At 60.0% G+C, this 24,710-nt stretch carries 25 protein-coding genes; 12 read left to right on the top strand and 13 right to left on the bottom strand.

The window, feature by feature from the left end:
* Positions 1-62: 62 nt before the first annotated feature.
* A complete protein-coding gene (locus BK667_RS09990) occupies positions 63-1,460 on the bottom strand; it encodes a NorM family multidrug efflux MATE transporter (RefSeq protein WP_123597671.1) in 1,398 nt (465 codons plus the stop codon).
* A gap of 158 nt (positions 1,461-1,618) precedes the next feature.
* Between BK667_RS09990 and BK667_RS09985 the strand changes: the two genes are divergently transcribed.
* The 3 genes from BK667_RS09985 to BK667_RS09970 all read left to right on the top strand — a co-directional run bounded on the left by BK667_RS09985 (position 1,619) and on the right by BK667_RS09970 (position 6,151).
* Positions 1,619-2,539 carry a LysR substrate-binding domain-containing protein gene (locus tag BK667_RS09985; protein WP_123509672.1) on the top strand — a complete coding sequence of 307 codons (921 nt, stop codon included), beginning with the start codon at positions 1,619-1,621 and terminating at the stop codon, positions 2,537-2,539.
* Between the two features lie 170 nt (positions 2,540-2,709).
* Positions 2,710-4,686: a methyl-accepting chemotaxis protein gene (locus BK667_RS09975; RefSeq protein WP_123509673.1), complete on the top strand. Its 1,977-nt coding sequence runs from the start codon at positions 2,710-2,712 to the stop codon at positions 4,684-4,686.
* Positions 4,687-4,936: 250 nt separating this feature from the next.
* Positions 4,937-6,151 (top strand): aldose 1-epimerase family protein, encoded by a 1,215-nt coding sequence (locus tag BK667_RS09970; RefSeq protein WP_123597498.1) that lies wholly within the window; start codon positions 4,937-4,939, stop codon positions 6,149-6,151.
* A gap of 6 nt (positions 6,152-6,157) precedes the next feature.
* Here the strand turns inward: BK667_RS09970 and BK667_RS09965 are convergent, their stop codons facing one another.
* Positions 6,158-7,651 carry a YifB family Mg chelatase-like AAA ATPase gene (locus tag BK667_RS09965; protein WP_123597497.1) on the bottom strand — a complete coding sequence of 498 codons (1,494 nt, stop codon included), beginning with the start codon at positions 7,649-7,651 and terminating at the stop codon, positions 6,158-6,160.
* 1,173 nt (positions 7,652-8,824) lie between these two features.
* Here BK667_RS09965 and BK667_RS09955 point away from each other — a divergent pair.
* Positions 8,825-9,130 (top strand): HigA family addiction module antitoxin, encoded by a 306-nt coding sequence (locus tag BK667_RS09955; RefSeq protein ID WP_123597495.1) that lies wholly within the window; start codon positions 8,825-8,827, stop codon positions 9,128-9,130.
* A 55-nt stretch (positions 9,131-9,185) separates the two neighbouring features.
* Here the strand turns inward: BK667_RS09955 and BK667_RS09950 are convergent, their stop codons facing one another.
* Both BK667_RS09950 and BK667_RS09945 read right to left on the bottom strand, forming a co-directional pair.
* Positions 9,186-9,707 (bottom strand): BRO-N domain-containing protein, encoded by a 522-nt coding sequence (locus BK667_RS09950; RefSeq protein ID WP_123597494.1) that lies wholly within the window; start codon positions 9,705-9,707, stop codon positions 9,186-9,188.
* 417 nt (positions 9,708-10,124) lie between these two features.
* Positions 10,125-10,391, bottom strand: a complete 267-nt coding sequence (locus BK667_RS09945) for an accessory factor UbiK family protein (protein ID WP_123597493.1) — start codon at positions 10,389-10,391, stop codon at positions 10,125-10,127.
* Positions 10,392-10,806: 415 nt separating this feature from the next.
* Between BK667_RS09945 and glnK the strand changes: the two genes are divergently transcribed.
* From glnK to sutA, 4 genes are all read left to right on the top strand, one after another.
* Complete coding sequence (glnK, locus tag BK667_RS09940; RefSeq protein ID WP_002555808.1) at positions 10,807-11,145, top strand: P-II family nitrogen regulator; 339 nt, start codon at positions 10,807-10,809, stop codon at positions 11,143-11,145.
* A gap of 35 nt (positions 11,146-11,180) precedes the next feature.
* Positions 11,181-12,518, top strand: coding sequence for an ammonium transporter (locus BK667_RS09935; RefSeq protein WP_123597492.1), 1,338 nt, complete (start codon positions 11,181-11,183; stop codon positions 12,516-12,518).
* A 214-nt stretch (positions 12,519-12,732) separates the two neighbouring features.
* Positions 12,733-13,158, top strand: coding sequence for a secondary thiamine-phosphate synthase enzyme YjbQ (locus BK667_RS09930; protein ID WP_033060691.1), 426 nt, complete (start codon positions 12,733-12,735; stop codon positions 13,156-13,158).
* A 102-nt stretch (positions 13,159-13,260) separates the two neighbouring features.
* On the top strand, positions 13,261-13,584 hold the full coding sequence (sutA, locus tag BK667_RS09925; protein WP_054617023.1) for a dormancy-specific transcriptional regulator SutA: 324 nt from the start codon (positions 13,261-13,263) through the stop codon (positions 13,582-13,584).
* Between the two features lie 315 nt (positions 13,585-13,899).
* Here the strand turns inward: sutA and BK667_RS09920 are convergent, their stop codons facing one another.
* Genes BK667_RS09920 through lptM form a run of 6 tightly spaced genes read right to left on the bottom strand, consistent with a single transcriptional unit; the run spans position 13,900 to position 18,516 of the window.
* Positions 13,900-14,607 (bottom strand): HAD family hydrolase, encoded by a 708-nt coding sequence (locus BK667_RS09920; protein WP_123597491.1) that lies wholly within the window; start codon positions 14,605-14,607, stop codon positions 13,900-13,902.
* A complete protein-coding gene (gene xerC / locus BK667_RS09915) occupies positions 14,604-15,503 on the bottom strand; it encodes a tyrosine recombinase XerC (protein ID WP_123403846.1) in 900 nt (299 codons plus the stop codon). Before xerC ends, BK667_RS09920 begins: the two co-directional genes overlap by 4 nt.
* 2 nt (positions 15,504-15,505) lie before the next feature.
* Positions 15,506-16,231 (bottom strand): DUF484 family protein, encoded by a 726-nt coding sequence (locus BK667_RS09910; protein ID WP_123509680.1) that lies wholly within the window; start codon positions 16,229-16,231, stop codon positions 15,506-15,508.
* Positions 16,232-16,244: 13 nt separating this feature from the next.
* Positions 16,245-17,075: a diaminopimelate epimerase gene (dapF, locus tag BK667_RS09905; protein ID WP_123509681.1), complete on the bottom strand. Its 831-nt coding sequence runs from the start codon at positions 17,073-17,075 to the stop codon at positions 16,245-16,247.
* A gap of 4 nt (positions 17,076-17,079) precedes the next feature.
* Positions 17,080-18,327, bottom strand: a complete 1,248-nt coding sequence (gene lysA, locus BK667_RS09900; RefSeq protein WP_123509682.1) for a diaminopimelate decarboxylase — start codon at positions 18,325-18,327, stop codon at positions 17,080-17,082.
* A gap of 12 nt (positions 18,328-18,339) precedes the next feature.
* The gene (lptM, locus tag BK667_RS09895; protein WP_123509683.1) at positions 18,340-18,516 is read right to left on the bottom strand and encodes an LPS translocon maturation chaperone LptM; all 177 of its coding nucleotides are present in this window, start codon (positions 18,514-18,516) and stop codon (positions 18,340-18,342) included.
* A 314-nt stretch (positions 18,517-18,830) separates the two neighbouring features.
* Between lptM and cyaY the strand changes: the two genes are divergently transcribed.
* From cyaY to rnk, 3 genes are all read left to right on the top strand, one after another.
* Positions 18,831-19,163, top strand: a complete 333-nt coding sequence (gene cyaY / locus BK667_RS09885) for an iron donor protein CyaY (protein ID WP_123509684.1) — start codon at positions 18,831-18,833, stop codon at positions 19,161-19,163.
* 4 nt (positions 19,164-19,167) lie between these two features.
* Positions 19,168-19,386 (top strand): DUF1289 domain-containing protein, encoded by a 219-nt coding sequence (locus BK667_RS09880; protein ID WP_123597490.1) that lies wholly within the window; start codon positions 19,168-19,170, stop codon positions 19,384-19,386.
* 283 nt (positions 19,387-19,669) lie between these two features.
* A complete protein-coding gene (gene rnk / locus BK667_RS09870) occupies positions 19,670-20,080 on the top strand; it encodes a nucleoside diphosphate kinase regulator (protein ID WP_123509687.1) in 411 nt (136 codons plus the stop codon).
* A gap of 6 nt (positions 20,081-20,086) precedes the next feature.
* Here rnk and BK667_RS09865 read toward each other — a convergent pair whose 3' ends face one another.
* From BK667_RS09865 to BK667_RS09855, 3 genes are all read right to left on the bottom strand, one after another.
* Positions 20,087-22,933 (bottom strand): class I adenylate cyclase, encoded by a 2,847-nt coding sequence (locus tag BK667_RS09865; RefSeq protein ID WP_123597489.1) that lies wholly within the window; start codon positions 22,931-22,933, stop codon positions 20,087-20,089.
* A 179-nt stretch (positions 22,934-23,112) separates the two neighbouring features.
* Entirely contained in the window at positions 23,113-23,358 is a 246-nt protein-coding gene (locus tag BK667_RS09860) for a TIGR02647 family protein (RefSeq protein ID WP_094470036.1), read from the bottom strand.
* A gap of 226 nt (positions 23,359-23,584) precedes the next feature.
* On the bottom strand, positions 23,585-23,869 hold the full coding sequence (locus tag BK667_RS09855) for a hypothetical protein (protein WP_007894899.1): 285 nt from the start codon (positions 23,867-23,869) through the stop codon (positions 23,585-23,587).
* Positions 23,870-23,993: 124 nt separating this feature from the next.
* Between BK667_RS09855 and BK667_RS09850 the strand changes: the two genes are divergently transcribed.
* Positions 23,994-24,653, top strand: coding sequence for a glutathione S-transferase family protein (locus BK667_RS09850; protein WP_123509690.1), 660 nt, complete (start codon positions 23,994-23,996; stop codon positions 24,651-24,653).
* Positions 24,654-24,710: the final 57 nt, after the last annotated feature.

Raw genomic sequence — 24,710 nt, 5'->3', positions numbered from 1 at the left:
AGTCGACATCTTTGTTAACTGACATGACGCCTTCGCGGGCAAGCCTCGCTCCTACAGGGATCCTAATCCGGCTGAATCACCCTGAAACTGGCCTGCACCGCCGGCTCACGCCGAATCATCCGCTTCATCTTCCACTCAAACGCCAGCGTCAGACTCACCGCCGCACACGCCAGTCCCAGCGCCAGACCCCACCAGACCCCCGTCGGCCCCCAGTTCAAGTTGAACGCCATCACCCACGCCGCCGGCGCGCCGATCAGCCAGTAGCAACCCAGCCCGACCAGGAACGTGGTCTTGGCATCCTTGAGACCACGGATGCAGCCCATGGCGATGGTTTGCGTGCCGTCGAACAGCTCGAACCACGCCGCCACCGCCAACAGGCTCACGGCCAGGTCGATGACCGGGCGGAAGGCCGGGTCGTTGTGATCGAGGAACAAGCCGATTAACTGATTGGGCAACAGCCAGAAGACCATGGCGAAAGCGACCATCGAGGCACCGCCAAACGCGATCCCGACCCGCCCGGACAGCCGCGCATCGAGCAATTGCCCGGCGCCGTAATGCTGGCCGATGCGCATGGTGATCGCATACGACAACCCCGCCGGCACCATGAACGCCACCGAGACAATCTGCAGGGCAATCTGATGCGCCGCCAGTTGCGTGCTGCCCATGGTGCCCATGCACAGTGCCGCGAAGGCGAACAATCCGACTTCCACCGCGTAGGTGCCGCCAATCGGCAGGCCCAGGCGCCACAGTTCTTTCAGGTACTGGCGGTTCGGCCGCGACAGGCCCTGGCGCAATGGATAAGCGTCGTAAGCCGGATGCCGCCGAATGTGCAGCGCCAGGGCTACAGCCATCAGGTTGGCAACAATCGCGGTCACCAGGCCAATCCCCACCAGACCCATTTTCGGCAAGCCGAACATGCCGGTGATGAACGCATAGTTCAGGGCGAAGTTGGCCACGGTGCCGCACAGGCTGATCACCATCACGGGCGTTGCCCGGCCGATGGCGCTGGTGAAACCGCGCAGGGCCATGAAGCTCAGGTAGCCGGGCAGGGCGAACGGCAGGAACGTCAGGAACAGCCCGGCGGAGTGCACGTTGGTTTCGGTCTGGCCAAACATCAGCAACACCGGTTTGAGGTTCCACAGCAGCAAACCGGCCACCAGCGCCATCAACCACGCCAGCCACAACCCGGCTTGAGTCAGCCGTGCCGCGCCGACGATATCGTTGGCGCCTTTTCGAATCGCCACCAGCGTGCCGACCGCCGCAATCACGCCGATGCAGAAAATCGACACGAACGAGTAAGTCGCCGCGCCCAGGCCACCGCCGGCCAGCGCCTCGGGGCTCAGGCGCGCCATCATCAAGGTGTCGGTGAGGACCATCAACATGTGCGCCAACTGCGAGGCAATCAACGGCCCCGCCAGCCGCAGGATGGCCCAGAGTTCGGTACGTGCTGGATGCTGCATGGTCATCACGCTCCATTGGCAGAGTGAACGGGGAAGGCTCGATTCTCGGCGCTCTGCGGGGTTTGCACAAAGGGATAAAAAGGATGGGTGGCATGATTAAAACTCATCCAGCAGGGTTTCTGATAAGTTTGCCAAATCCCGCTATAGGAGCTTTCTGCATGTCTCGTCGTCTTCCTCCCTTGTATGCCCTGCGCGCATTCGAAGCGGCGGCGCGGCACAGTTCGTTCACCCGTGCCGCTGAAGAACTGTCGATTACCCAAAGTGCGGTCAGTCGGCATATTCGTACGCTCGAAGAGCATTTCGCCTGTCGGCTGTTTCACCGCAGCGGTCGCAACCTGCAATTGACCGAGTCGGCGCGGCTGATCCTGCCGGGCATCCGCGAAGGCTTCACCGCGCTGGAACGCGCCTGCAATACGTTGCGCGCCGAAGACGACATCCTGCGCATGAAAGCCCCTTCCACCCTGACCATGCGCTGGCTGCTGGCGCGGCTCAGTCGCTTCCGCCATCTGCAACCGGGCAACGAGGTGCAACTGACCAGCGCCTGGATGGACATCGACACCGTGGACTTCAACCACGAACCCTTCGACTGCGCGGTGATCCTCAGCCGAGGCAATTTCCCACCGGATTGGGAGACGACCATGCTGTTCCCCGAAGAGCTGATCCCGGTGGGTGCCCCCAACTTGCTGGACGATCAGCCTTGGGACGTTGCACGGCTGGCCACCACCGAACTGCTGCACCCGGCACCGGACCGTCGTGATTGGCGCAATTGGCTGGAGCGCATGGGCCTGGCCGATCAGGTGTCGCTCAAGGGCGGGCAGGTGTTCGACACCCTGGAGCTGGGCATGATCGCCGCTGCACGGGGTTATGGCGTGTCGATGGGGGATCTGCTGATGGTGGCCGAAGACGTGGCTCAGGGGCGTCTGAGTTTGCCGTGGCCGACCGCCGTCGCCAGCGGTGAGAAATATTACCTGGTCTGGCCGAAAACCCGCCCCGGCGGTGAGCGCATGCGCCGGCTCAGTGATTTCCTACAGGGCGAAGTGCGGGCCATGGAATTGCCGGACGTTGAACGCCTGAGCTGAATCGATATAGTGGCCCTGCGCTATAACCTGGCCCATGACTCAAGTATTCAGGTTTGCTGCCGAAAATCTGCAGGTGGGACCTTCGTGCAGGTTCCGCGTTTGTCCCCTTATTAGAAATTTTGCTGAGTGATCGGATCAAGGAGGATCCGGTTGCTCGGCCAGGAGCTGTCATGTCTCATCCCCGTGCCCGGATCGCCTCACAGCTTGGTCTCGCGCTTGCCGTGATCCTGGCGATTGTCATCAGCGGCAGCACCGTGTTCGCCCTGCGCTCGCTGGACACCGCTAACCTCGCCACCCGTGAGGAACACCTGGCCAGTGAGGCCCGCTTGCTCGCCGATCAGCTCAGCACCTTTCACGGCACGCTGCGGGAAAGCACCCAGCGCCTGAGCGGGTTGTTCGAGAAGCGCTTCAGCGCCGGCCTCAGCGTGCACCCGGATGAGCCAGTGACCGTGGCTGGCGTGCAGACCCCGGGCCTGCACCTGGGCAGCGAAGTGTTGAACAACAACTTCAAGGAAGTTGACGAGTTCAAGCAAATGACCGCCGGCGTTGCCACGTTGTTTGTGCGTAGCGGTGAAGACTTCGTTCGGGTCAGCACTTCCCTGAGCAAACAGGACGGCACTCGGGCCATCGGCACCTTGCTGGACCACGCTCACCCGGCCTACGCACGCTTGATCGCCGGGCAGAGCTACGTCGGTCGCGCCTTGTTGTTCGAACGCTCCTACATGACTCAGTACACCCCCGTGCGGGACTCGGGGGGTAAGGTGATTGCCGTGCTGTTCGTAGGATTCGATTACACCGACGCGCAGAACGCGCAGTTCGAGAACTTGAAACGCTTCCGCATCGGCAAGACCGGCTCCCTGGCGTTGCTGGATGAGCAGGGCAAGTGGCTGGTGCCGATTGCTGGCGTGCAAGCGTTGGATAAAGCGGTCCCTACCATGACTGCTTTGGCGAAGACGCCGGGTAAAGGCGAGTTCTGGAGCGACACGTCGGAAGATTTCTACAGCCTTGCGGTGCCATTCGAAGGCGGGCCGTGGTCAGTGGTGGCGAGCATGCCGAAAGCCGAAATCAGCGCTGTGACCTGGAGCGTCGGCATTCAATTGGCTGTCGGCAGTCTGCTGGCGATGTTGATCGCGGTGGGTTCGGCGGTCTGGTTGCTGCGCAGCAAACTGGCGCCGCTAGGGGATCTGGTGCGGCAGGCCGAAGCCTTGGGCGCCGGTGATTTGAGCGTGCGTTTGAACGTGTCGAGCAACGACGAAATCGGCCAGTTGGCCCGGGCCTTCAACCAGATGAGCCAGGCCCTGTCGACCATGGTCGAGCACATCCGCAAGGCGTCGGAAGAGGTCAACAGCCGCGCCCAGGCCCTGTCCGGTTTGTCCGGTGGTGCTTATGAAGGGATGGAGCAGCAGTCCGGCGAAATCACCAGCATGGCCGGCGCCGTCGAAGAGTTCAGCGCCACCTCCCTGAACATCGCCGACAACATGAGCAACACCCAGCGCATGGCTCAGGAAAACGCACAGCAAACACAGATTGGTCGTACGTCGATGCAGGAAGCTTCTTCCTCGCTGGAGCAAATCGCTGGCGCGTTGAACAGCACCGCGACCGTCATCAACACCCTCGGCCAACGCTCCCAGGAAATTGGCGGCATCGTCGGGGTGATTACCGCGATTGCCGACCAGACCAACCTGCTGGCACTGAACGCCGCCATCGAAGCCGCCCGTGCGGGCGAGCAGGGCCGTGGTTTTGCGGTGGTGGCCGATGAAGTGCGCAACCTGGCTTCACGCACCCGTGAAGCGACCGATGAAATCTCCGGGATGATCCAAAGCATCCAGCAGGAAACTGGCAACGCCATCAGCACCATGGAGCAGGGCAACCTGCTGATGCAGGAAGGCCTGTCCCGTAATGCCAACGTCGCCTCGGCACTGGCGCGGATTGATGAGCAAAGTCGTTCGGCGGGTCAGCAGTTTGCGGCGATCACCACCGCGACCCAGGAGCAGAGCAGCACCGCGACGTTGCTCAGCAGCAATTTGCAGAGCATTGCGCTGGCCAACAGTGAGCAGCGGGAAGTTGTTTCCAATCTGGCTATCACTGCCAAGGAGCTGGAATCGCTGGCGGCGGATTTGCGGCATGAGGTTGATCGTTTTCGCTGAGGCGCTGCTGAGATAGCCTTCGCGAGCAAGCCCGCTCCCACATTGGACCAGTGGTGAACACAGAATTTGTGAACACTGAAGATCCAATGTGGGAGCGGGCTTGCTCGCGAAGGTATCGACTCAATTCCCAAGGTTTAACCCCCCAAACCCGCATCACCATCAATTTGCCTACGGTATAGTGCTTTTTAAGCTTGATGAATCGTTTCAGCAAGTCTATAAAAATGGCACAACTCCAAGAAAGGCTCCTCCCATGACCCCGCTCAAACTCCTCGTTGCCCTCAGCGCGCTGTCCGCTGCCTCCCACGCCATGGCCTGGGATTACGTCCTGCTCGACACCGACAAAGCCGCCCAGAACTGGCAGATCACCAGTCAACAACTCGGCGTGAAAACCGACAAACCTTTCTCCGTGACCCTGCGCACCCTGCACGGCGGTCGGCAGGAGGGCGTCAGCCTCGTCGACATCGATAACGGCACGTTGAAACTCTCGGTGGTGCCGACTCGCGGGATGAACGTCCTACAAGCGTCTGTAGGCAATGTGCGCATGGGCTGGGATTCGCCGGTCAAGGACGTGGTCAATCCATCCTTCATTGAACTCAACGGTCGCGGTGGTCTGGGCTGGCTCGAGGGCTTCAACGAACTCGTCGCTCGCTGCGGCTACGAATGGGTCGGCCACCCCGGCATGGACAACGGCGAACTGCTGACCCTGCACGGCCGCGCCGCCAACATCCCGGCCAGCAAAGTCACGCTGCACATCGACGAAAAACCACCGTACGCCATCAGCCTGCGCGGCGAATTGAAGGAGCAGGCGTTCAAGAAAGTCGATTTCTCGGTGCAGACAGAACTGGTCACCGAGCCCGGCAGTGTGGCGTTTTCCCTCAACGACACACTGACCAACAACGGCGACTATCCAAAGGAATACCAGGCGCTGTACCACAGTAACTTCAGCACTCCGTTCCTGGAGCAAGGCGCCCGGTTTGCCGCGCCGGTGAAGCAGGTTTCGCCGTTCAACGACAAGGCCAAGGGCGATTTGCCGGACTGGCAGACCTACCGCGCACCGACCAAGGATTACGACGAAACCGTTTACAACGTCGTGCCGTACGGCGATGCCAAGGGCGACACGCTGACCGTGCTGCATAACAAGGCTGGTAGCCTCGGAGTTTCGGTTGGGTTCAATACTCAGCAGTTGCCGGTGTTCTCGTTGTGGAAAAACACCGATACCCAGGGCCAGGGGTATGTCACCGGGCTTGAGCCGGGGACGAGTTTTTCCTACAACCGCCGGTATCAACGACCACTGGGTTTGGTGCCGACGATTGGGGTGAAAGAGCAGAAACAGTTCCAGATTCATTACAGCTTGCTGGCGGATAAAGGGGCTGTGGATAAGGCGTTGACGCGGGTGAATGAAATTCAGGGTGGGCGGGCGACTGAGGTAAGGCAGGCGCCGTTGGTGGATTTGACGAAGGAGTGATCACGGTTAGCTCGCTGTTGGTCGATATTGCAGCGCTTCGGCCAGATGCTCGCGGGTAATGCCATCGGCTTGCTCAAGGTCCGCCAGGGTTCGGGCTACCTTGAGCAGTCGGTGCGCTGCCCGCAGTGACAACGTCAGTCGTTCGCAGGCGGATTCCAGCCAGTTCTCATCAGCTGTGGATAACTTGCAGTGCTTGCGCAAGCCCGGCAGATCGAGGAAGGCATTGGCGCAGCCTTGGCGTTTGTGTTGCCGCTCCCTTGCGTCGGCGACCCGTTTGGCGGCGGTGGCGGTGTCATCACCGGGTTTGGGTAAAGGATTCAACGCCGTGGCTTCTCGGGCGACGGTCAGGTGGAGGTCGATGCGATCCAGCAGCGGGCCGGAGAGTTTGTTGCGGTAGCGCTGGACCATGTCCGGAGTGCAACTGCATTTGCCGCTGGGTTCGCCAAGATATCCACAGGGGCAGGGGTTCATTGCGGCCACCAGTTGGAAGCGCGCCGGGAAGCGGACGCGGTCCTTGGCGCGGGAGATTACGATATGGCCGGATTCCAATGGCTCGCGCAAAACCTCCAGGACCTTACGATCAAACTCCGGGAGTTCGTCGAGGAACAGCACGCCATGGTGGGCGAGGGTGATTTCGCCGGGTTGCGGTTTTGAGCCGCCACCGACCAACGCCGGGCCCGATGCAGAGTGGTGTGGTTGGCGAAACGGTCGCTGTGGCCAATGACTCAAGGGCATGCAACTGACGACGGACTGAATCGCCGCGACTTCCAGCGCTTCGTTTTCGGCCAAGGGCGGCAATAGCCCTGGCAAGCGGCTCGCCAGCAAGGTTTTTCCCGTGCCCGGCGGCCCACTGAACAGCAGGTTATGCGCGCCTGCCGCCGCAATCAGCAGCGCACGTTTGGCCGACAGTTGGCCCTGCACTTCATTCAGGTCGGGGTAGGGTTTGCTGGCGTACAACAAACCGTCGGAAACGTAGGGTTCCACGGGCGTATGGCCATTGAAGTGCGCCACTGCCTGAAGCAAATGATCCACGGCAATCACCTTCAACCCCGATGCCAGGCACGCCTCTTCGGCATTCGCCCGCGGCACCACCAGCGTCCGCCCGGCCTTGCGCGCTGCCAACGCGGCCGGCAACACACCGCGAACCGCCCGCACCGCCCCTGACAGCGCCAATTCACCCAGGCATTCCACGTCATCCAGGGTCAACGTCGGCACCTGCACACTGGCCGACAGAATCCCCAGCGCAATCGCCAGATCAAACCGCCCGCCGTCCTTCGGCAAATCCGCCGGGGCGAGATTCAACGTGATGCGCCGCGCCGGAAATTGCAGGCCGGAATTGATGATCGCGCTGCGCACCCGGTCCTTGCTTTCCTTCACCGCTGCTTCGGGCAAACCGACCATCGTCAGCGACGGCAAGCCGTTGGCCAAGTGGACTTCTACGGTAACGGCGGGCGCATCGACACCAATCTGGGCGCGGCTGTGGACGATGGAGAGGGACATGGTCGTTCCTTGAGCTTTTACGGGATCCGCTTCCTGCGGTTTTTGAAGGGTAGTCGGGTCGTGTGGCGGCGCAGGTGCCAAATTTTCGCAGGATGTTGCGAGTCCGTTGCAGCTATGGGCTGACCGTTTCTTTTGAAGGGCAAATCAGGCGTGCGCCCGCTAGTAGACCGGGAGGTTCCCGTTCCTTTCCACGCGTTGCGCCGACTTCCAGAAATCGACGCTGATTGGCTGACACTTGGCCGGCTAACTGGCGTGCCTGAACATGATATTCGACGACCAATAGCGCCTTCGCCCTTCGTTTTTTGTCTTTCATGGACACCTCATGGCCAGATGCTCTGTGATCTGGTGATGAAGCGTAAGCGAGCGAGGGGTACCGGCGTAATCAGTCGCGGGATGAGGTTGTTGTAGGACGTTGCCTGGATCGATGAAGGACGTCGGAGAATGCTGAATCGAAGGCGAAAAAAAACCGCCTTGAGAAGACGGTTTTTTATTTGCAGGCTTCGGTGAGGCCGAGGCCTGTGCTTCCTCAACGCATACACCCACGACGGGAAGCCTATTCAAATTTGATCATCCCGGCAAGCGTCAATAACGAATCTACTAAGGGTAGGCGCTAACAACAGCGAGAGCTGGAAAGTGCGTTTTCCATTTCATGAATTGATACAACTCGTTAGAAAATTTGAAAGGTAAGTACTGAATGAACTGGGATAGCATTCGCCGCGATGAGGCTCGATGAGTGGGTGATTCGCGAAGTGTGGCCGGGGGCGTAAAGATTTTCATGTTCCTCAACACGGTGTGAGAATCGTGCCGGTGTTGGTTTTGAGGAGCTCACACCCGGCCGCCTCAACACATACACCCACATGTATGCCCAAAGGTGTGCGTACGCCGGAAAGCGCACTGGAGGTTTGGCCTCACGCAAGGAGGGCCAAAGTATGTCTAAGTTTCTTAAACATATGTGGAGCCTCGTTAGAAACGCGTTATGGGCTTTTCGCCTGTACGAGTTTCTGCGGGACCGCTGGGATGATCCGCAGTAAGGATTGACCCGGTGGAAACCGCCCTGGCTTCGGCTGGGGCGGTTTTTCGATCTGTACGAAAAGCAGGCGTTTGATGTTTCTGCCAGTTGTTGTTGCTTAACGCGGAATATGCGTAATCGGTGGCCGGAGGCAATGGTGAGTAATGACTAAAAACGGTATGCGTCCGGTCCACCCCGGCGAGATCCTCAAAGAGGAATACCTTGAGCCTCTGAGCCTTACAGCGGCGGCTTTGGCCAGGGCATTGAGCGTTTCGACGCCTACGGTGAATGACATCGTGCTTCAGCGTCGTGGTGTCAGTGCTGATATGGCTATTAGGCTTTCTATCTGCCTGGACACGACCCCTGAGTTTTGGCTGAACCTGCAATTGACTTACGATTTGCGTAAAGCCGAGATTGAGGGAGGGGCTGCGATTCGGGAACAGGTTGAGCGTCTTCCGCACTGCGCCTGATCCTCTGCTCTCAGACGAAACCCCACGCTATAAACGTGGGGTTTTTCTTTGTCGTTCAGAATGCCTGGAGCATTCGGGAAGCACGCTTCCACCACGGCGCATTTCCCGCGCGCTGCGGCTGTTCACCCTCCGGCAGCATGTGCGGAACATCCTGTAACCGAATCCATGGCTGGTTATTCCAGTGCAGCAAACTCAATGACATTTCTGGCCAGTTCAGCAGGCTCAAAATCGGGCGTTCGGTTGTGGTGGGTTGCTGGGCGTCTCTGAGGGCTGGGACTACGTCGTGGGTCAGCCATTCGCGCAGGCCTCGGTATTCGGGGCAGTAGTGGTAGATCAGTAGTGCGTAGACGCCGGATTCGCTGATGAGTAGGGTGTTTTCGACGGTGCCGTGGCAGAGCATTTTCAGAGTTTGGTGTTGGTCTGAGTCGAGTTTGCACACGGCGCGTTCGTCGAGGTAGAGGCGCAGGAGTCGGCCGAGGTCGCGGGCGCTGAACCAGGGTTGGTTTTGGAGGAGGAGGGCGTGGAGGTGGAGTTTGTGGCGGGTGAAGACGTGGGGGACTAGATAGTTGTCGTCCATAAACAGTTCTCAAATTCGCTTGATAGATCACCGCCACTTATCGTCGCCAAACAATAAGGGTGGCAGCTGCGTGCGGGTTGGCGAGCCGGCCAAGCGAATACCGGCAGACCCGAAGGTCTCCCACACGCAGCCGCCATATTTCGAATTGGGAGAGATACCCATAATCGGATGTGGTTGCGTGCATAGCTTGGTTCCAGGTCGCCAAACCCAGTGCTGAATAAGTCAGCTGAGAATGAGCTTAGGAGCCGAAGCTTCACGACGCTATCGGACGGCGGTAGTGATCTTTGTAGGACGTTGCCGAGATTGTTGCGAGGCGGAAGATCAAAAGATCGCAGCCTTCGGCAGCTCCTACAGGACATAGAGCGGAACGCGGAGCGTCCCTGGCGGCATTCCCACGCAGAACGTGGGAACGATCAGTTACTCCGCGTTGGCAGGCGGGTTGAGCTTCGCTTCAAGCTCCGCAACCTTCGCTTCAAGGCTTTCCAGTCGTGCCCGAGTGCGTGCGAGTACAACCATCTGACTATCAAACTCTTCCCGGCTCACCAGATCCAGTTTGCTGAAGCCGCTCTGCAGCAAGGCTTTGAACTGGCTTTCGATTTCGCTTTTCGGCAGCGGGGTATCGCCGCTGAAGAGGCGGGAGGCGGTGCCGCTCAGGGCGTCGAGGAAGTCTTTGGGCGCGAGCATGGGAAAGGTCCTGGAAACAATGGCGGGCAGTGTATCACGCAGTGTCTATAGTCAATCCCGCAGGCAGGGATGCACGCTTTTCGCGCAGGCGGACGGACGGCAGCGCACTGTTGTTGTGCGTAATGCCATTGGCATTTGTGGAAAGCAGCTTGCAGCAGCGACCAAGGGATTGAATTCAGTGGGTTTTGGCGAGATGGCAAGCTTTCTGCTTAGTCGCTAGTGACCCATGCACTGATGCAGTCGCTGTGACGAATGCAGTGCGCCACGTGAAACGGGGAAGTTTCGCACGGAGTGGTTAGCTGGCGTCGGACGGGCAGGTTGGGCCGACGATGCGTTACAAAGCCAGGCACTGCGCTTAGACTTGAGACGGGTTTGTTTTCCTGGGGCAAGTCCACCAATTCGGGAGAGAGTTTTCATGAAGCTAGTCACTGCCATCATCAAGCCGTTCAAACTGGACGATGTACGCGAGTCGTTGTCCGAGATCGGCGTGCAGGGCATTACCGTTACTGAGGTCAAAGGCTTCGGTCGGCAGAAGGGTCACACCGAGCTGTATCGCGGCGCGGAGTACGTGGTCGATTTTCTGCCCAAGGTGAAGATTGATGTCGCCATTGACGACAAGGATCTTGACCGGGTTATCGAGGCGATAACCAAGGCAGCCAACACCGGCAAGATCGGTGACGGCAAGATCTTCGTGGTCAATCTGGAACAGGCGATTCGCATCCGTACCGGCGAAACCGATACCGACGCAATCTAAGCCGCCACAAACCCAACGCCCCAGGAGAAAACAATATGACTCTGCGTAAATTCGCAGGGCTAGGAGCCCTGTTGTCCATCGTAATGCCCGGCCTGGCTTTGGCGGCAGATCCGGTGGCGCCTCCAGTCCTCAATTCCGGCGATACCGCCTGGATGTTGACCTCGACTGCCCTTGTGCTGTTCATGACCATTCCGGGCCTTGCGCTGTTCTACGGCGGCATGGTTCGCTCCAAAAACATTCTTTCCGTGATGATGCAGTGCTTTGCCATTACCGGTCTGATCACCATCTTGTGGTTCATTTATGGCTACAGCATGGCGTTCGATACCACGGGGATGGAAGCCAACGTCGTCAACCTCAACTCCTTTGTCGGCAGCTTTGCCAAGGCCTTCCTCGCAGGCATCACGCCTGCCAGCATTACTGGCCCGGCGGCGCTGTTCCCTGAGGCAGTGTTCGTTACTTATCAGATGACCTTTGCGATCATCACCCCGGCGCTGATCGTCGGTGCGTTCGCCGAGCGGATGAAGTTCTCCGCGATGCTGATCTTCATGGGCGTCTGGTTCACCCTGGTTTATGCGCCAATCGCGCACATGGTCTGGAGCGGTCCGGGTTCGCTGTTGGGCGACTGGGGCGTGCTCGACTTCGCGGGCGGCACCGTGGTTCACATCAACGCCGGTGTGGCAGGCCTGATTGCCTGCCTGGTGTTGGGCAAGCGTAAAGGCTTCCCGACCACCCCGATGGCCCCGCACAACCTCGGTTACACCCTGATGGGCGCCGCCATGCTGTGGGTCGGCTGGTTCGGCTTCAACGCCGGTTCTGCCGCTGCGGCCAACGGCACGGCCGGTATGGCGATGCTGGTCACCCAGATCGCAACTGCTGCCGCTGCACTGGGCTGGATGTTCGCCGAGTGGATCACCCACGGCAAACCAAGTGCACTGGGTATCGCTTCGGGTGTGGTTGCCGGTCTGGTCGCCATTACCCCGGCTGCGGGTACCGTGGGCCCGATGGGCTCGCTGATCATCGGCCTGGCGGCTGGCGTGGTGTGCTTCTTCTGCGCCACCACCCTGAAACGCAAACTCGGCTATGACGACTCCCTGGACGCCTTCGGCGTGCACGGTATTGGCGGTATCCTCGGCGCGATCCTGACCGGTGTGTTCGCTGCACCGTCCCTGGGTGGCTTCGGCACCGTCACCGACATCGCCGCACAAGTCTGGATTCAAACCAAAGGCGTGGGCTTCACGGTGATCTACACCGCGATCGTCACCTTCATCATCCTCAAGGTCCTGGACGCTGTCATGGGTCTGCGTGTGACCGACGAAGAAGAAGCGGTCGGCCTCGATCTGGCACAACACAACGAACGCGGCTACAACTTGTAAGACGCGCAGAAAAAAACTTGCCCGGCTTGCCGGGCATTTTTTTGTCCGGGATTTGTCATTAAAGAGGTAGCTGAAAGGTTTTTTCCTACGGCTTAAGTCGTGTTTACGACGAGCGTTTTTCTTGGGCGAAAAACTTACAGCAATGCAGGAATATTAGGGCCTTTGTTTTTTCCCAGAGCGCGCTAGAATGCGCCCCGAACGTGCGGAGAACTGTATGTGGCAACAGACTCTGATTACCCTGCGGGCAAGGCCCCGGGGCTTTCATCTGGTAACGGACGAGTTACTCGCCGGCCTGCCTGAACTCAAGGCGTGCCGGGTCGGTCTGTTGCATTTGTGGCTGCAGCATACCTCGGCGTCGTTGACCATCAACGAGAACGCCGATCCGGCGGTACGTCGCGACTTCGAACGATTTTTCAATCGTCTGATCCCACAAGGAACAGACGGCTATGAGCATAACGACGAAGGCCTGGACGACCTCCCGGCGCACTTCAAGGCCAGTGTGCTTGGCTGTCAGCTCAGTTTGCCGATCTCGGCAGGCCGACTGGCGTTGGGAACCTGGCAAGGCGTTTATCTGGGCGAGCACCGTGATTTTGGCGGTGCCCGTAAAGTCCTCGCCACCGTGCACGGTGAAGGGGCATAAGCCGCTGATTGCCAGTGGCTGTTGATTTTTTTCCAGCGGCCTTCGACAGATGGCGAAGCTGGGCTATAACTAATCTGCTTTTCGCAAGTCATGAGGTAGAACATGAGCGACGATGATCTGGAAAACGACGACCTCGAAGTAGGCGACGAAGACGAGGCCGAAGAAGGCTTGGAAGCAGCAGCGGAAGACGTTGCTGACGACGACGGCGGTGAAACGCCGGTTCCGACCGCTAAAGGCAAGGCCAAGGCTGCTGTGTCAGTCGATGAGCTGCCAAGCGTCGAAGCCAAAAACAAGGAGCGCGACGCCCTGGCCAAGGCCATGGAAGAGTTCCTGGCCAAAGGTGGCAAGGTGCAGGAAGTGGAGGCCAATGTGGTCGCCGATCCGCCCAAGAAACCTGACAACAAGTACGGCAGCCGGCCTATCTAAGCGCCTGCTACTGGCTTGCTGAAAAAGCCCGCCGTCGCTGCGGGCTTTTTCATGGGCGCTACAAAGGCGTGGCCCCCCCCCTGTAGGAGCAAAGCTTGCTCGCGATAGCGGTAGGTCAGCCAACATCAACATTGAATGTTAAGGCCTCTTCGCGGGCAAGCCTCGCTCCTACAGGTTTTGTGTCGTTCACATGATCGGCGTACGACACCAATTCCGTAGGAGCGAGGCTTGCCCGCGAAGGGGCCATGTCAGCCGGCATTGATGTTGGCTGACTTACCGCTATCGCGAGCAAGCTATGCTCCTACGGGTTTTGTGTCAGGCGGAAGCTGCGTTCCAGCGCGCCAGCAACGCCGGCAAATCCGTCAGGCTGCGAATCTCCGCATCCGGCAAGCGATCTGCTTCCCAAGCCTTGCCCGTCGGGTTAAACCAGATTGCACGTAAACCTGCCTGTTGGGCGCCAGCAATGTCGTCGCCGGGATGATCACCAATGTGCACCGCCGTCTCGGCCGTCGCACCGCCACGCTGCAAGGCCTCGTGAAACAACCGCGCATCGGGCTTGGCGATGCCGATGTCTTCGGCACACAGCGCAAACTTGAAGTAATCCGCCAGCCCCAGCCGACGCACGTCGGCGTTGCCATTGGTGACCACGCCGAGGGCGTAATGGTTGGCCAGGGTTTCCAGGGTCGGCTGCACTTCAGGGAAGATTTGCAATTGATGCCGGGCATGCAAAAACACTTCAAAACTCTGATCCGCCAGGTCTGATGCCTGGCCGTGGTCGTAACCGGCCTCTTCCAGCGCATGGAACAGCACCCGCCGACGCAGGGCGCTGATGCGATGCTTGAGGCCCGGTTCGTTGCTCAGCACTCGCTCACGAATCGCCCACAAATGCTCCACCGGCACCGCGCCCAGTTTCGGCGCATGTTCGGTCAACCATTCACGCAACATGGCTTCGGCGCTGACGATCACCGGGGCGGTGTCCCACAAAGTGTCGTCGAGGTCGAAGGTGATCAACTGGATTCTCATGACTCATCGCCTTTGATGCGTTTGGCCCGTGGATGGGCGCTGTCGTAAACCGTTGCCAGGTGCTGGAAGTCCAGGTGGGTGTAGATCTGGGTGGTCTTGATGTCCGAGTGCCCGAGCAATTCCTGCACCGCACGCAGGTCTTGGGAGGATTCGAGCAAGTGGCTGGCGAAGGAGTGCCGCAGCATGTGCGGGTGCAGGTTTTGCCCAAGTTCACGTTCGCCGGCGGCTTTGACCCGTACCTGAATCGCCCGTGGGCCGAGGCGTCGGCCTTGTTGGCTGACAAATACCGCGTCGTCCGCCGGGTTGGTCATGGCCCGCAGCGGTAGCCACAGCTCCAGCGCTTCGCGCGCCTTTTTGCCCACCGGCAGCAGTCGGGTCTTGCTGCCCTTGCCGAGTACCTGAACCATGCCGTCGGCCAGATCGAGTTGATCCAGATTGAGCCCGGTCAGCTCCGAAAGCCGCAAGCCTGAGGAGTAGAACAACTCCAGAATCGCCTGATCCCGACGCGCTAGAAAGTCATCCTCGACCGCACCTTCCAGCAGTTGCAACGCGCGGTCAGTGTCGAGGGTTTTCGGCAAGCGACGTTCGCCCTTGGGCGGCGCCAGGCCATTGGCCGGGTCGTGATCGCACAGGCCTTCGCGATTCAGGTAGTGATAAAGCCCGCGTACCGCCGACAGCAATCGCGCCAGACTGCGGGACGATTGGCCTTGTGAATGCAGGCGCGCGATCAGGCTGCGCAGGCGCTGGATATCCAGCCCGGCCCAGCTGTCGATGTTCTGTTTGACGCACCAGCCCAGCACTTTGTCGAGGTCGCGGCGGTAGGCGTACAAGGTGTGGGGCGACACCTGCCGCTCACTGCGCAGGTGTTCGCAGTAAGCGTCCAGTTGTCGTTCCACGATCAGCGTACCGAGCGCAGGGAGTTGTTGACCCGTGGCAGCACGCGGCCCATGACTTCAGCGATGTAGCTCAAAAACAGCGTACCGACCGAACTCTTATAGTGCTGCGGATCGCGGCTGGCGATGGCCAGGACGCCGTGGATGCCTTGATGGCTGATGGCGACGACGGCGGTGGAGCCGATCTGCTTGCGTTGTTCTTCGCCGAACAGGAAGTCCAGTTCGTGCTCACGCAGGCTGCCGCTGACGCTTTTATCTTCCGAGAGCAGGCCGCCGATAGCGGTTTGCGCTTCGGCGTGCGTGGCCCAGCGACCGACCGGCATGGCGTTGTCGCCCAGCAGGATGAGGCTGACGAAAGGCACCTGGAAGTCCTGGCGCAGGCTGTCTTCGACGCTGATCACCACGTCTTCCAGGCTGGTGGCATCCATCAACGCGAGAATCAGGCGACGGGTCTTGTCGAACAGGCGATCGTTGTCGCGAGCGACGTCCATCAGGTGCGACAGGCGATGGCGCAACTCGATGTTACGGTCGCGCAGGATGGTCATCTGGCGTTCCACCAGCGACACGGTATCGCCGCGCTGGTGGGGAATGCGCAAGGCCGGGAGCAGTTCTTCGTGCTCGACGAAGAAATCCGGATGAGCCTCCAGGTACGCGGCAATCGCCGCCGCCTCAAGGCTTTCGGAAGGGGATTCGTCGGGCTGTAGGGCGGGGACCTGGGGCTTATCTTTCATGGATTTGGCTCTCTCAAAGACGCACTTGTCCTTCATATACGCGAACTGCCGGACCCGTCATCAAGACCGGTTCGCCAGGGCCTGCCCATTCAATGGACAGGCGCCCGCCGGGCAGGTCGATCAATAGCGGCGAATCCATCCACCCCTGGCTGATCGCAGCCACCGCGGCAGCACAGGCGCCGGTACCGCAAGCCTGGGTTTCCCCGGCCCCGCGTTCCCAGACGCGCAGCTGCGCACGGTTCCGGTCGATGACCTGGAGAAAACCGACATTGACCCGCGACGGGAAGCGCGGATGGTGTTCGATTTTCGGGCCCAGCTCATGCACCGGTGCGTTATTGATGTCGCTGACCCGCAGCACGGCATGGGGGTTGCCCATCGATACCGCTGCCAGTTCCACCGTGTTGCCGTCGACTTCGAGCTGATAGCTCAAGGCCTGGCCTTCGGCTTCGAACGGGATGTCGGCCGGCACCAGGCGCGGTGCGCCCATGTCGACACTGATCTGGCCGTCGCTGCGGATATCCAGTTCGATGATGCCGCTTTTGGTCTCGACGCGAATCTGCCGCTTGGCGGTCAGGCGTTTGTCGAGCACGAAGCGGGCGAAGCAGCGCGCACCGTTGCCACACTGTTCCACTTCGGAGCCGTCGGAGTTGAAGATCCGGTAACGGAAATCCACGTCCGGGTTGCTCGGCGCTTCGACAATCAGCAACTGGTCGAAACCGATGCCGGTGTGCCGATCGCCCCATTGCTTGGCGTGCTTGGGCAGAATGTGCGCGTGCTGGCTGACCAGGTCGAGGACCATGAAGTCATTGCCCAGGCCGTGCATCTTGGTAAAACGCAGCAGCATGGTTTTACTCCGGCAGCAGGCTTTCGCCAGCAAACAACTCGGCTACCGTCTCACGGCGACGCACTTCAAATGCCTGATCACCGTCCACCAACACTTCGGCGGTACGCCCGCGAGTGTTGTAGTTGGAACTCATGACAAACCCGTAGGCACCGGCCGAATGCACGGCCAGCAGGTCGCCTTCTTCCAGGGCCAGCTCACGTTCCTTGGCCAGGAAGTCGCCGGTTTCGCAGATCGGCCCGACGATGTCGTAGGCGCGAGCGGCGGTATCACGGGGGCGCACGGCGGTGACGTCCATCCAGGCCTGGTACAGCGCCGGGCGGATCAGGTCGTTCATGGCCGCATCGACGATGGCGAAGTCTTTGTGTTCGGTGTGCTTGAGGTACTCGACCTGGGTCAGCAGCACGCCGCCATTGGCGACGATGTAGCGGCCCGGTTCGAACACCAGCGCCAGCTCGCGACCTTCGCAGCGCTCGCGCACGGCTTTGATGTAGTCGGCCACCAGCGGCGGCTCTTCATCGCGATAACGCACGCCGACGCCGCCACCGAGGTCGATGTGACGCAGGTAAATGCCGCACTCACCGAGACGATCGATCAAGCCCAGCAGGCGATCGAGCGCATCAAGGAAGGGAGGCAGGCTGGTCAGTTGCGAGCCGATGTGGCAATCGACGCCCAGCACTTCCAGGTTAGGCAGTTGCGCGGCGCGGATGTACACGTCTTCGGCGTCGGCGATGGCGATGCCGAACTTGTTCTCTTTGAGACCGGTGGAAATGTACGGGTGGGTGCCTGCATCGACGTCCGGGTTCACACGCAGGGAGATCGGCGCACGGACGCCCAGCTCGGCGGCGACCACTTGCAGGCGTTCCAGCTCATCGGTGGACTCGACGTTGAAGCAATGCACGCCGACTTCCAGGGCGCGACGCATGTCTTCACGGGTCTTGCCGACGCCGGAGAACACGATCTTGTCCGGGCTGCCGCCAGCGGCCAGTACCCGTTCCAGTTCACCACGGGAGACGATGTCGAAACCGGCGCCGAGACGGGCCAGGACATTCAGTACACCGAGGTTGGAGTTGGCCTTGACCGCAAAACATACCAGGTGCGGCACACCGGCCAGGGCATCGGCATACGCCAGGTACTGGGCTTCGATGTGGGCACGGGAGTAGACGTAGGTCGGCGTGCCGAAGCGTTCGGCGATGGCGGACAGGGCCACGCCTTCCGCGAACAGCTCACCGTCACGGTAATTAAAAGCGTCCATGGCGTTCCCTTATTATTGGTAGACGTCGTGCTTGTGTGCTTTGGAGGCAGGCTGCTTTTGCGAAGACTGGGCCTGCTCGGCAGGGTCCTGGTTTTCGTCAGGCAGGTACAGCGGGCCTTTTTGACCACAGGCCGACACAAGGCAGGCGACCGCGAGGAGCGCGGCAAGGGAAGAGATCAGGCGCTTCATGGCGAAATCCTTGAAAATGCGTTAATTGCGCCGGAGTATACCGGCCACCCGGCAGCTTGCCTATGTAACGCGGCTCCCGTCCGGCGGGCCTTGTGCCGATGCCGGCAGTTATGGGCAATCCATTGTGGGAGCGGGCTTGCTCGCGAAGGCGTAGTGTCAGTCAACATTGATGTTGAATATGATGGCCTCTTCGCGAGCAAGCCCGCTCCCACAGGTTTCGTGATCGCCCTTGGTCGTTATCCTTTGCAATCACCGGGGCTCGCCCGTATCTTGCGGCGCTTGAGCGTGATCAGACACTTTTTGAGGTTCCTGCAATGAGTTTGACCGAAGCCCGTTTCCACGACCTGGTCGATGCCACCCAGCAATCGCTGGAAGACATTTTCGATGAGAGTGACCTGGATATCGATCTGGAGAGCTCGGCCGGTGTGCTCACCGTCAAGTTCGAAAACGGCAGCCAGTTGATCTTCAGCCGCCAGGAACCGTTGCGTCAGCTGTGGCTGGCCGCAGTGTCCGGCGGGTTCCACTTCGACTATGACGAAGAGAGCGAGCGCTGGATGTGCGACAAGAGCGAAGAGCAACTGGGTGAAATGCTCGAGCGCATCGTCAAGCAGCAAGCCGGCGCCGACTTCGATTTCGAAGGCCTGTGAGATCGTGACCGAGCCTGCACCTGTTCGTCCGCCCAAGCCGCTTTACAGCAACATCAGCCCGGCGGTGCCTTCGCCGTGCAGCGGCGTGTGTCGGCTGGATGAACAGAAGGTCTGCCTGGGGTGTTTTCGCCATGTCGAAGACATCCGCGAATGGCGCTCGGCCGACGATGATCGCCGTCGGGTCATCTGTGCCCAGGCCGCTCAACGCAAAACCTCTGCCTGACCCAAAACCCATGTGGGAGCGGGCTTGCTCGCGAATGCGGTATATCAGTCGACATCTACAGTGACTGTCATACCGCATTCGCGAGCAAGCCCGCTCCCACAGGGTCTTCTGCATAAGCCCGTTCAAAATCCCCCCTATCGGGTCCGTCGCGGCCTCACTTGTATATTTATTGAGCTGTGATAGTGTCCAGAAACGCCTCAACCCATCGAGGCTCGTGAAAACCCCGCCTTTTTCTGGCGGGGTTTTGCTTTTTTTGTGCAGAAGAAAGGAGTCTGCCCGGATCATGACCGTACCTTCCATCACCCTTACCCGTCTGGACGTGCAACGTCTGGAGCGCCTGATCGACAGCCTGGATGACACGCTGCCGGGCGTTATCGCGCTGCAAACCGAACTGGACCGCGCCGATACTCTGGTTAGTCACGAAGATGTACCCGCCGATGTCGTGACCATGAACTCCAAAGTGCATTGCCGTGAAGAAAGCAGCGGCAAGGACTATCACCTGACGTTGGTTTATCCCAAGGATGCCAATGCCGACGAAGGCAAGATTTCCATCCTCGCGCCGGTGGGCAGTGCCTTGCTCGGCCTGAAAGTCGGTCAACACATCGACTGGCCGGCACCGGGTGGCAAGACCCTGAAACTGACCCTGCTGGAAGTTGAATCGCAGCCGGCCAATGGCGGCGCCTTTCCGGAATAAAACCCCTCAGACCTGCTCGAGCGCTTCGTTCAATGCGCGCTCCAGGTCGGCCTTGTAACGCAGATACAAATTGCTGGAACTCTGCCCATCACCGAGCAGGCCCGAGAGGTCCAGGTCGGTGATGTAGCAGCGGTAGCGCTCAGTCTCGCGGCGCTGATCGATGATCTCCCGGGCGACGACGCTAAACAGCTGATCGCCAAACTCCAGTTCCGAAAATTCCCGCTGATTGCAATACAACGTGACCTGCACCTGGCCCGGTGCGGCTTTGCCGATGATCGCCTGCACGTCGTAGAACGGTTTGTTGACCGGCGTTTGCGGCGCCGGTCGCGCTTCAACACGACGGGCGCGACCGGGGCCGGACGGCAACAGTTGGTAATACAACGTGTCGAGGCTCAAAGGCTGAGCGGCTTCCATCGGCAGCAACGCGTCCCGGCGATACAGGATCGACTGCAGGAAACGTTGCAGCGGCACCAGCAGGCTTTGCTCGTCGTGATACGGCAGGCGCTGCTGCCATAGCGCGTTGAATTCATCCAGCACATACAGATCGGCCTGTTGCTCGGTGATCCGGTAGAACACCTGAATGCATTCGGGCTGGCCCATCGGCAACAGCAACGCGAGGTCTTGCTCTTCGAGGGCCATCGGGTCCAGATGCAGCGGGCTGTAGCTGGCCTGCTCTTCGCCCAGATAGTCGAACAGCGCCGGCAGGGTGGCGAGGGCGATGTGGTTGACCTGGCCGGGCACCAGTTCCAACACGTGGTAATGCTGCTGGACCTGAATCAGATAGCGATGATTGAGCTTGCTCAACAGCAGGTTCTGCGCGGTATCGAGGATTTCTTCGACCCGTCGGGCGATGAATTGCGCACGGTTGTGGCAGAAGCAACGGACCCGCAAACGCGGCTGATCCAGGCCTTTGGGCAGGTTGTTGAGGTAGTCGCGCAAGCAGTCGAGCAGGGCGTGCGGCCCGTCGTAGCGGCTGACCAGCACTTCGTTCCAGCTGTTGAGCGTGACCTGATCCAGGGTCAGCACCAGGTTTTCCCGAACCCCGGCGTAACTCAGGGAATCGGTGCGCTCGGTGGTCATCAGGATATTCAGGTCGCGATGGTGCTTGAGCGGATCGACCCCGACGTTCACCAGGATCAGCACTTCGCTGGGTACGGCAGCGCGCAGTAATGGCTCCTCGGCAACGGTGGTCAGGGGCAGGGCGACGCTTTGTTGCAGGCTGCCGAGCAGGTTGAACAGTTCGAACTCGCTCAAATCGCTGGTGCCGGGGTGCAAGGCCAGGCGGGTGCTGCTGTCGATCACGCCGTTGCGGTGGCTCCAGGTCAGCAGTTCGAGCAATTGGCGGCTGCGTTTGATCGGCGCGAAATGCTCCCACTCATGGGCGTTCAGGCTGCCGTTGTACAAACCCCATTGGGTTTGCCCCGGTTCTTTCTTGTTTGGCGCCTGCACCAGGGTCAGGGTGTCTTCGGCCAGGTCCGGGGCGATGCCCGGGTTGATGAATTCGACTTTGTCGGCCTTGCGCTCGAACGCTGCGTACAGCCGTCGGCCGAGCACATTGAGATCGCGTTTGTTGATCAGGCTGACGGTTTGCTCGGTGCGGGCGAATTGGGTCAGGAAGCGATAGCTGTAATTCAGTTCGTTGACCAGCGCCCGGCGTTCGGCGCTGACCTGGCGGACTTTCCACTGGCTGCGGCTGTCGAGCAGCGCCAGTTGCCGTTGGTCCCAGTGCCATTCGCTGGCCAGGCGCTCCAGCAGCGAGCGCTGCCAACTCGCGGTGCGACTGTTGCTGCCGGTGAGCTTGCGATTGACCTTCAGGTACAGCGCACGGCGCACCAGTTCCAGGCGTTCGGGCTCGCCACGGGCGGTCAGGTATTCCTCGATGCGGCGGTAAACCACGATGTACGGGTCCAGCTCATCAAGGTCCAGCCGATTGGCGAATACGGCCTGTTTGAAACGCAGGCTCAGGCAGTGGACCTTGGGGTGCTCGCTCGCGTAGACCTCGATCAGCAGCAGTTTGAGCACCGATTTGTAGGGCGACTCGATGCCCTTGAACAACTGCCAGAGCCCGGCACCGATGAATTCTCCCGGCGGAATGTGCGCCAGGTGCCCCAGGTCCAGGGTTTCATCGGCGCGGATGAAACGCTTGGAAATCAGCGTGTGGGTGTACTGGTGATATCCCGTCTCTTCGTAGACCGGCACCAGCCACCAGATTGGCGTGCGTCCGGCCAGCCAGATTGCGGTGCGGTAGAACTCGTCCAGCAGCAGGTAATGCTGAGTGGTGCCGCAGTCTTCCGAACTCAGTTGCGTATCGCGCTCGCCGTGCATGAAACGAGTCGGATCAATCAGGAAGAAATGCGCCTCGGCGCCCTGGCTGGCGGCCCAGGCTTCCAGCAGTTGGCATTTTTTGCGCAGCTCGGTGAGTTCGCTTTCGCTCAAGTCCGGGCCGTGGCACACCCACACGTCCATGTCGCTCTGATCGGCCTGGGCCAGGGTGCCGAGGCTGCCCATCAGAAACAGGCCATGGATCGGCCGCGGTGGATTGCTACCGTGGCGTGGCTTGTAGGAAAACGAACGGGTCAGGCGCTGGGCTTCGGTGAGGGTGTTGGCGTCGGGCTCGTAATTCGACAGCCCGGCCGGCGTGCTGCCGGACACGTAACCTGGCAACAGCGGATGATTGACGTGGAAAAACAGCGGCAGCAGGGTCAACACCCCTTGCTGGCGCGTCGACAATCCTTCCATGGCCCGGGCCATGCGACCTTCATTGAGTTTTAGAAAGCGTGCGCGCAGCTGACTGAGAACCTTGCGGTCGATTCCCTCGTCCAGATCGGGGCGGATTTCATGGGTGCGGGTCATGTCAGCTCAAACCGGCTCGTGAGCTCGGACGTGGGGTCTGCGGATGAGGGGCAGTTTAGCGCCTCGGCCCCGGGACTTTTAAGCTGAATTTGTTTTTTGGCGCCAAATTTCTATCGCCAGGCGACAAGCTGCCCGCGGAAATCCCGTGACAGGGGTTTCCGTGGGCGATGCGATGAGGCTTAGGCTGTTTCCTGGACGCTCAGAATGGTCAGGACGGTTTGGACATTTTGCGCGGCGTCACGACCCAGACTGGTCAGGTAACCGCCATCGGGCTGGTCGATCAGTTCTTTTTCGTACAGGCGTTGGGCGGCGGCAATGGCTTTCGGGGCAGCGGTCTGATGGATTTTCAAACCTTCCTGGGAACTGTCCAGGTTGAAGAGGGCGAGGATTTCCAGTTCGGCAACCAACTCAGGGGTAAGCGACATAAGGACTCCAGACTTTCTAGGAATTGGACGACAGCGCCCCTAAGGTGAGCCCACTCGTGCGGCATGTCCAGTGCTGGCAGCAGGGTTTTTTCGCCTTGGGAGGCATTCCCCGATAATGGGGTGCTGTAGGAGCAAGGCTTGCCCGCGATTGCCGCGCCGCGATCTGTCAGATGAACCGTGTAATCGTTCATCGCGGGCAAGCCTTGCTCCTACAGAAGGCGTGTGATTACTTCTTTTCTGGCGGCAGCTCTGGCAGTGCGCGCAGGGCGGTTTCGTACCATTCGGTATTGAACGCGCGGTCTTCTTCGAGGATTGCGTCGATTTCCACCGCCAGCACATGGGCCATCAGATTGAGGATTTCTTCACGCTCGTAACCCACCAGGGTCAACTTGTTGAAGGTTGCCTTGGCGGCCGGCGGGTTGTCGCTTTCGATCTGGTTTTCAATCGCTTCGATCAGGGTGTTCTCGGCGAACTCTTCTTCGTCGATCTCGATGTCTGTTGGCTCGCTCATGGCAGGCTCCTCAAGTTAAGGCGGGCAGTTTACCTGCATTCAGCGCTGTGATGCTGCTGGCAAGAAACGCCCGGGCGTTCTATAAACAGGCACTGCCCACCCCGCACGGCCTGGAGGCTTTGTGATGCTCAAGCTTTATGGATTTTCCGTCAGCAACTACTACAACATGGTGAAACTGGCGCTGCTCGAGAAAGGACTGCCATTCGAAGAAGTGCTGTTTTATCCGGCCCCGACCCCGGAGGCATTAGCCATCAGCCCGCGCGGCAAAGTGCCGGTGCTGGGCGTCGAGCAGGGTTTCGTCAACGAAACCGCCATCATTCTTGAGTACATCGAGCAAAGCCAGAAAGGCAAGCCACTGCTGCCGAGCGATCCTTTCGAGCGATCGCAGGCCCTGGCGCTGGCCAAGGAAATCGAGCTGTACATCGAACTGCCGGGCCGCGCCTGTTATGGCGAAGCGTTTTTCGGCTCGCCTGTACCGGATGCGATCAAGGACAAGACCAAGGCCGAGTTGTTGCTGGGCTTTGCGTCGCTGGGCCGGCACGCCAAGTTCGCCCCTTACGTGGCGGGCGACAGCCTGAGCATTGCGGATTTGTACTTCCTCTACAGCGTGCCGCTGGCCTGCGCGGTCGGGCAGAAGCTGTTCGGGATTGATCTGTTGGCCGAGATGCCGGCGGCCAAGGCGCTGCTGGAGCGTCTGGAACAGAACCCGCATGTGCAGCGGATAGCAGCGGACAAGGAAGCGGCGATGCCAGGGTTTTTGGCGATGGTCGCGTCCAAGAAGTAGGTTTTTAGCGTTTTCAAGAATGCCTTCGCGGGCAAGCCTCGCTCCTACAGGTTCTGC

The organism is Pseudomonas frederiksbergensis (assembly GCF_003732705.1).
Taxonomy (GTDB): domain Bacteria; phylum Pseudomonadota; class Gammaproteobacteria; order Pseudomonadales; family Pseudomonadaceae; genus Aquipseudomonas; species Aquipseudomonas frederiksbergensis_F.
This window is presented reverse-complemented; position numbering and strand designations above follow the sequence as displayed.

Excerpts from the sequence above, each read along its gene's own strand:
- BK667_RS09910 (WP_123509680.1), bottom strand. The coding sequence starts at position 16,231 with ATGAAAGATAAGCCCCAGGTCCCCGCCCTACAGCCCGACGAATCCCCT.
- BK667_RS09975 (WP_123509673.1), top strand. The coding sequence starts at position 2,710 with ATGTCTCATCCCCGTGCCCGGATCGCCTCACAGCTTGGTCTCGCGCTT.
- BK667_RS09920 (WP_123597491.1), bottom strand. The coding sequence starts at position 14,607 with ATGAGAATCCAGTTGATCACCTTCGACCTCGACGACACTTTGTGGGAC.
- BK667_RS09930 (WP_033060691.1), top strand. The coding sequence starts at position 12,733 with ATGTGGCAACAGACTCTGATTACCCTGCGGGCAAGGCCCCGGGGCTTT.
- BK667_RS09990 (WP_123597671.1), bottom strand. The coding sequence starts at position 1,460 with ATGCAGCATCCAGCACGTACCGAACTCTGGGCCATCCTGCGGCTGGCG.
- dapF (WP_123509681.1), bottom strand. The coding sequence starts at position 17,075 with ATGCTGCTGCGTTTTACCAAGATGCACGGCCTGGGCAATGACTTCATG.
- BK667_RS09965 (WP_123597497.1), bottom strand. The coding sequence starts at position 7,651 with ATGTCCCTCTCCATCGTCCACAGCCGCGCCCAGATTGGTGTCGATGCG.
- BK667_RS09850 (WP_123509690.1), top strand. The coding sequence starts at position 23,994 with ATGCTCAAGCTTTATGGATTTTCCGTCAGCAACTACTACAACATGGTG.
- lysA (WP_123509682.1), bottom strand. The coding sequence starts at position 18,327 with ATGGACGCTTTTAATTACCGTGACGGTGAGCTGTTCGCGGAAGGCGTG.
- rnk (WP_123509687.1), top strand. The coding sequence starts at position 19,670 with ATGACCGTACCTTCCATCACCCTTACCCGTCTGGACGTGCAACGTCTG.
- BK667_RS09970 (WP_123597498.1), top strand. The coding sequence starts at position 4,937 with ATGACCCCGCTCAAACTCCTCGTTGCCCTCAGCGCGCTGTCCGCTGCC.
- glnK (WP_002555808.1), top strand. The coding sequence starts at position 10,807 with ATGAAGCTAGTCACTGCCATCATCAAGCCGTTCAAACTGGACGATGTA.
- BK667_RS09950 (WP_123597494.1), bottom strand. The coding sequence starts at position 9,707 with ATGGACGACAACTATCTAGTCCCCCACGTCTTCACCCGCCACAAACTC.
- sutA (WP_054617023.1), top strand. The coding sequence starts at position 13,261 with ATGAGCGACGATGATCTGGAAAACGACGACCTCGAAGTAGGCGACGAA.
- BK667_RS09945 (WP_123597493.1), bottom strand. The coding sequence starts at position 10,391 with ATGCTCGCGCCCAAAGACTTCCTCGACGCCCTGAGCGGCACCGCCTCC.
- lptM (WP_123509683.1), bottom strand. The coding sequence starts at position 18,516 with ATGAAGCGCCTGATCTCTTCCCTTGCCGCGCTCCTCGCGGTCGCCTGC.
- BK667_RS09955 (WP_123597495.1), top strand. The coding sequence starts at position 8,825 with ATGACTAAAAACGGTATGCGTCCGGTCCACCCCGGCGAGATCCTCAAA.
- BK667_RS09985 (WP_123509672.1), top strand. The coding sequence starts at position 1,619 with ATGTCTCGTCGTCTTCCTCCCTTGTATGCCCTGCGCGCATTCGAAGCG.
- cyaY (WP_123509684.1), top strand. The coding sequence starts at position 18,831 with ATGAGTTTGACCGAAGCCCGTTTCCACGACCTGGTCGATGCCACCCAG.
- BK667_RS09865 (WP_123597489.1), bottom strand. The coding sequence starts at position 22,933 with ATGACCCGCACCCATGAAATCCGCCCCGATCTGGACGAGGGAATCGAC.
- BK667_RS09935 (WP_123597492.1), top strand. The coding sequence starts at position 11,181 with ATGACTCTGCGTAAATTCGCAGGGCTAGGAGCCCTGTTGTCCATCGTA.
- BK667_RS09855 (WP_007894899.1), bottom strand. The coding sequence starts at position 23,869 with ATGAGCGAGCCAACAGACATCGAGATCGACGAAGAAGAGTTCGCCGAG.
- BK667_RS09860 (WP_094470036.1), bottom strand. The coding sequence starts at position 23,358 with ATGTCGCTTACCCCTGAGTTGGTTGCCGAACTGGAAATCCTCGCCCTC.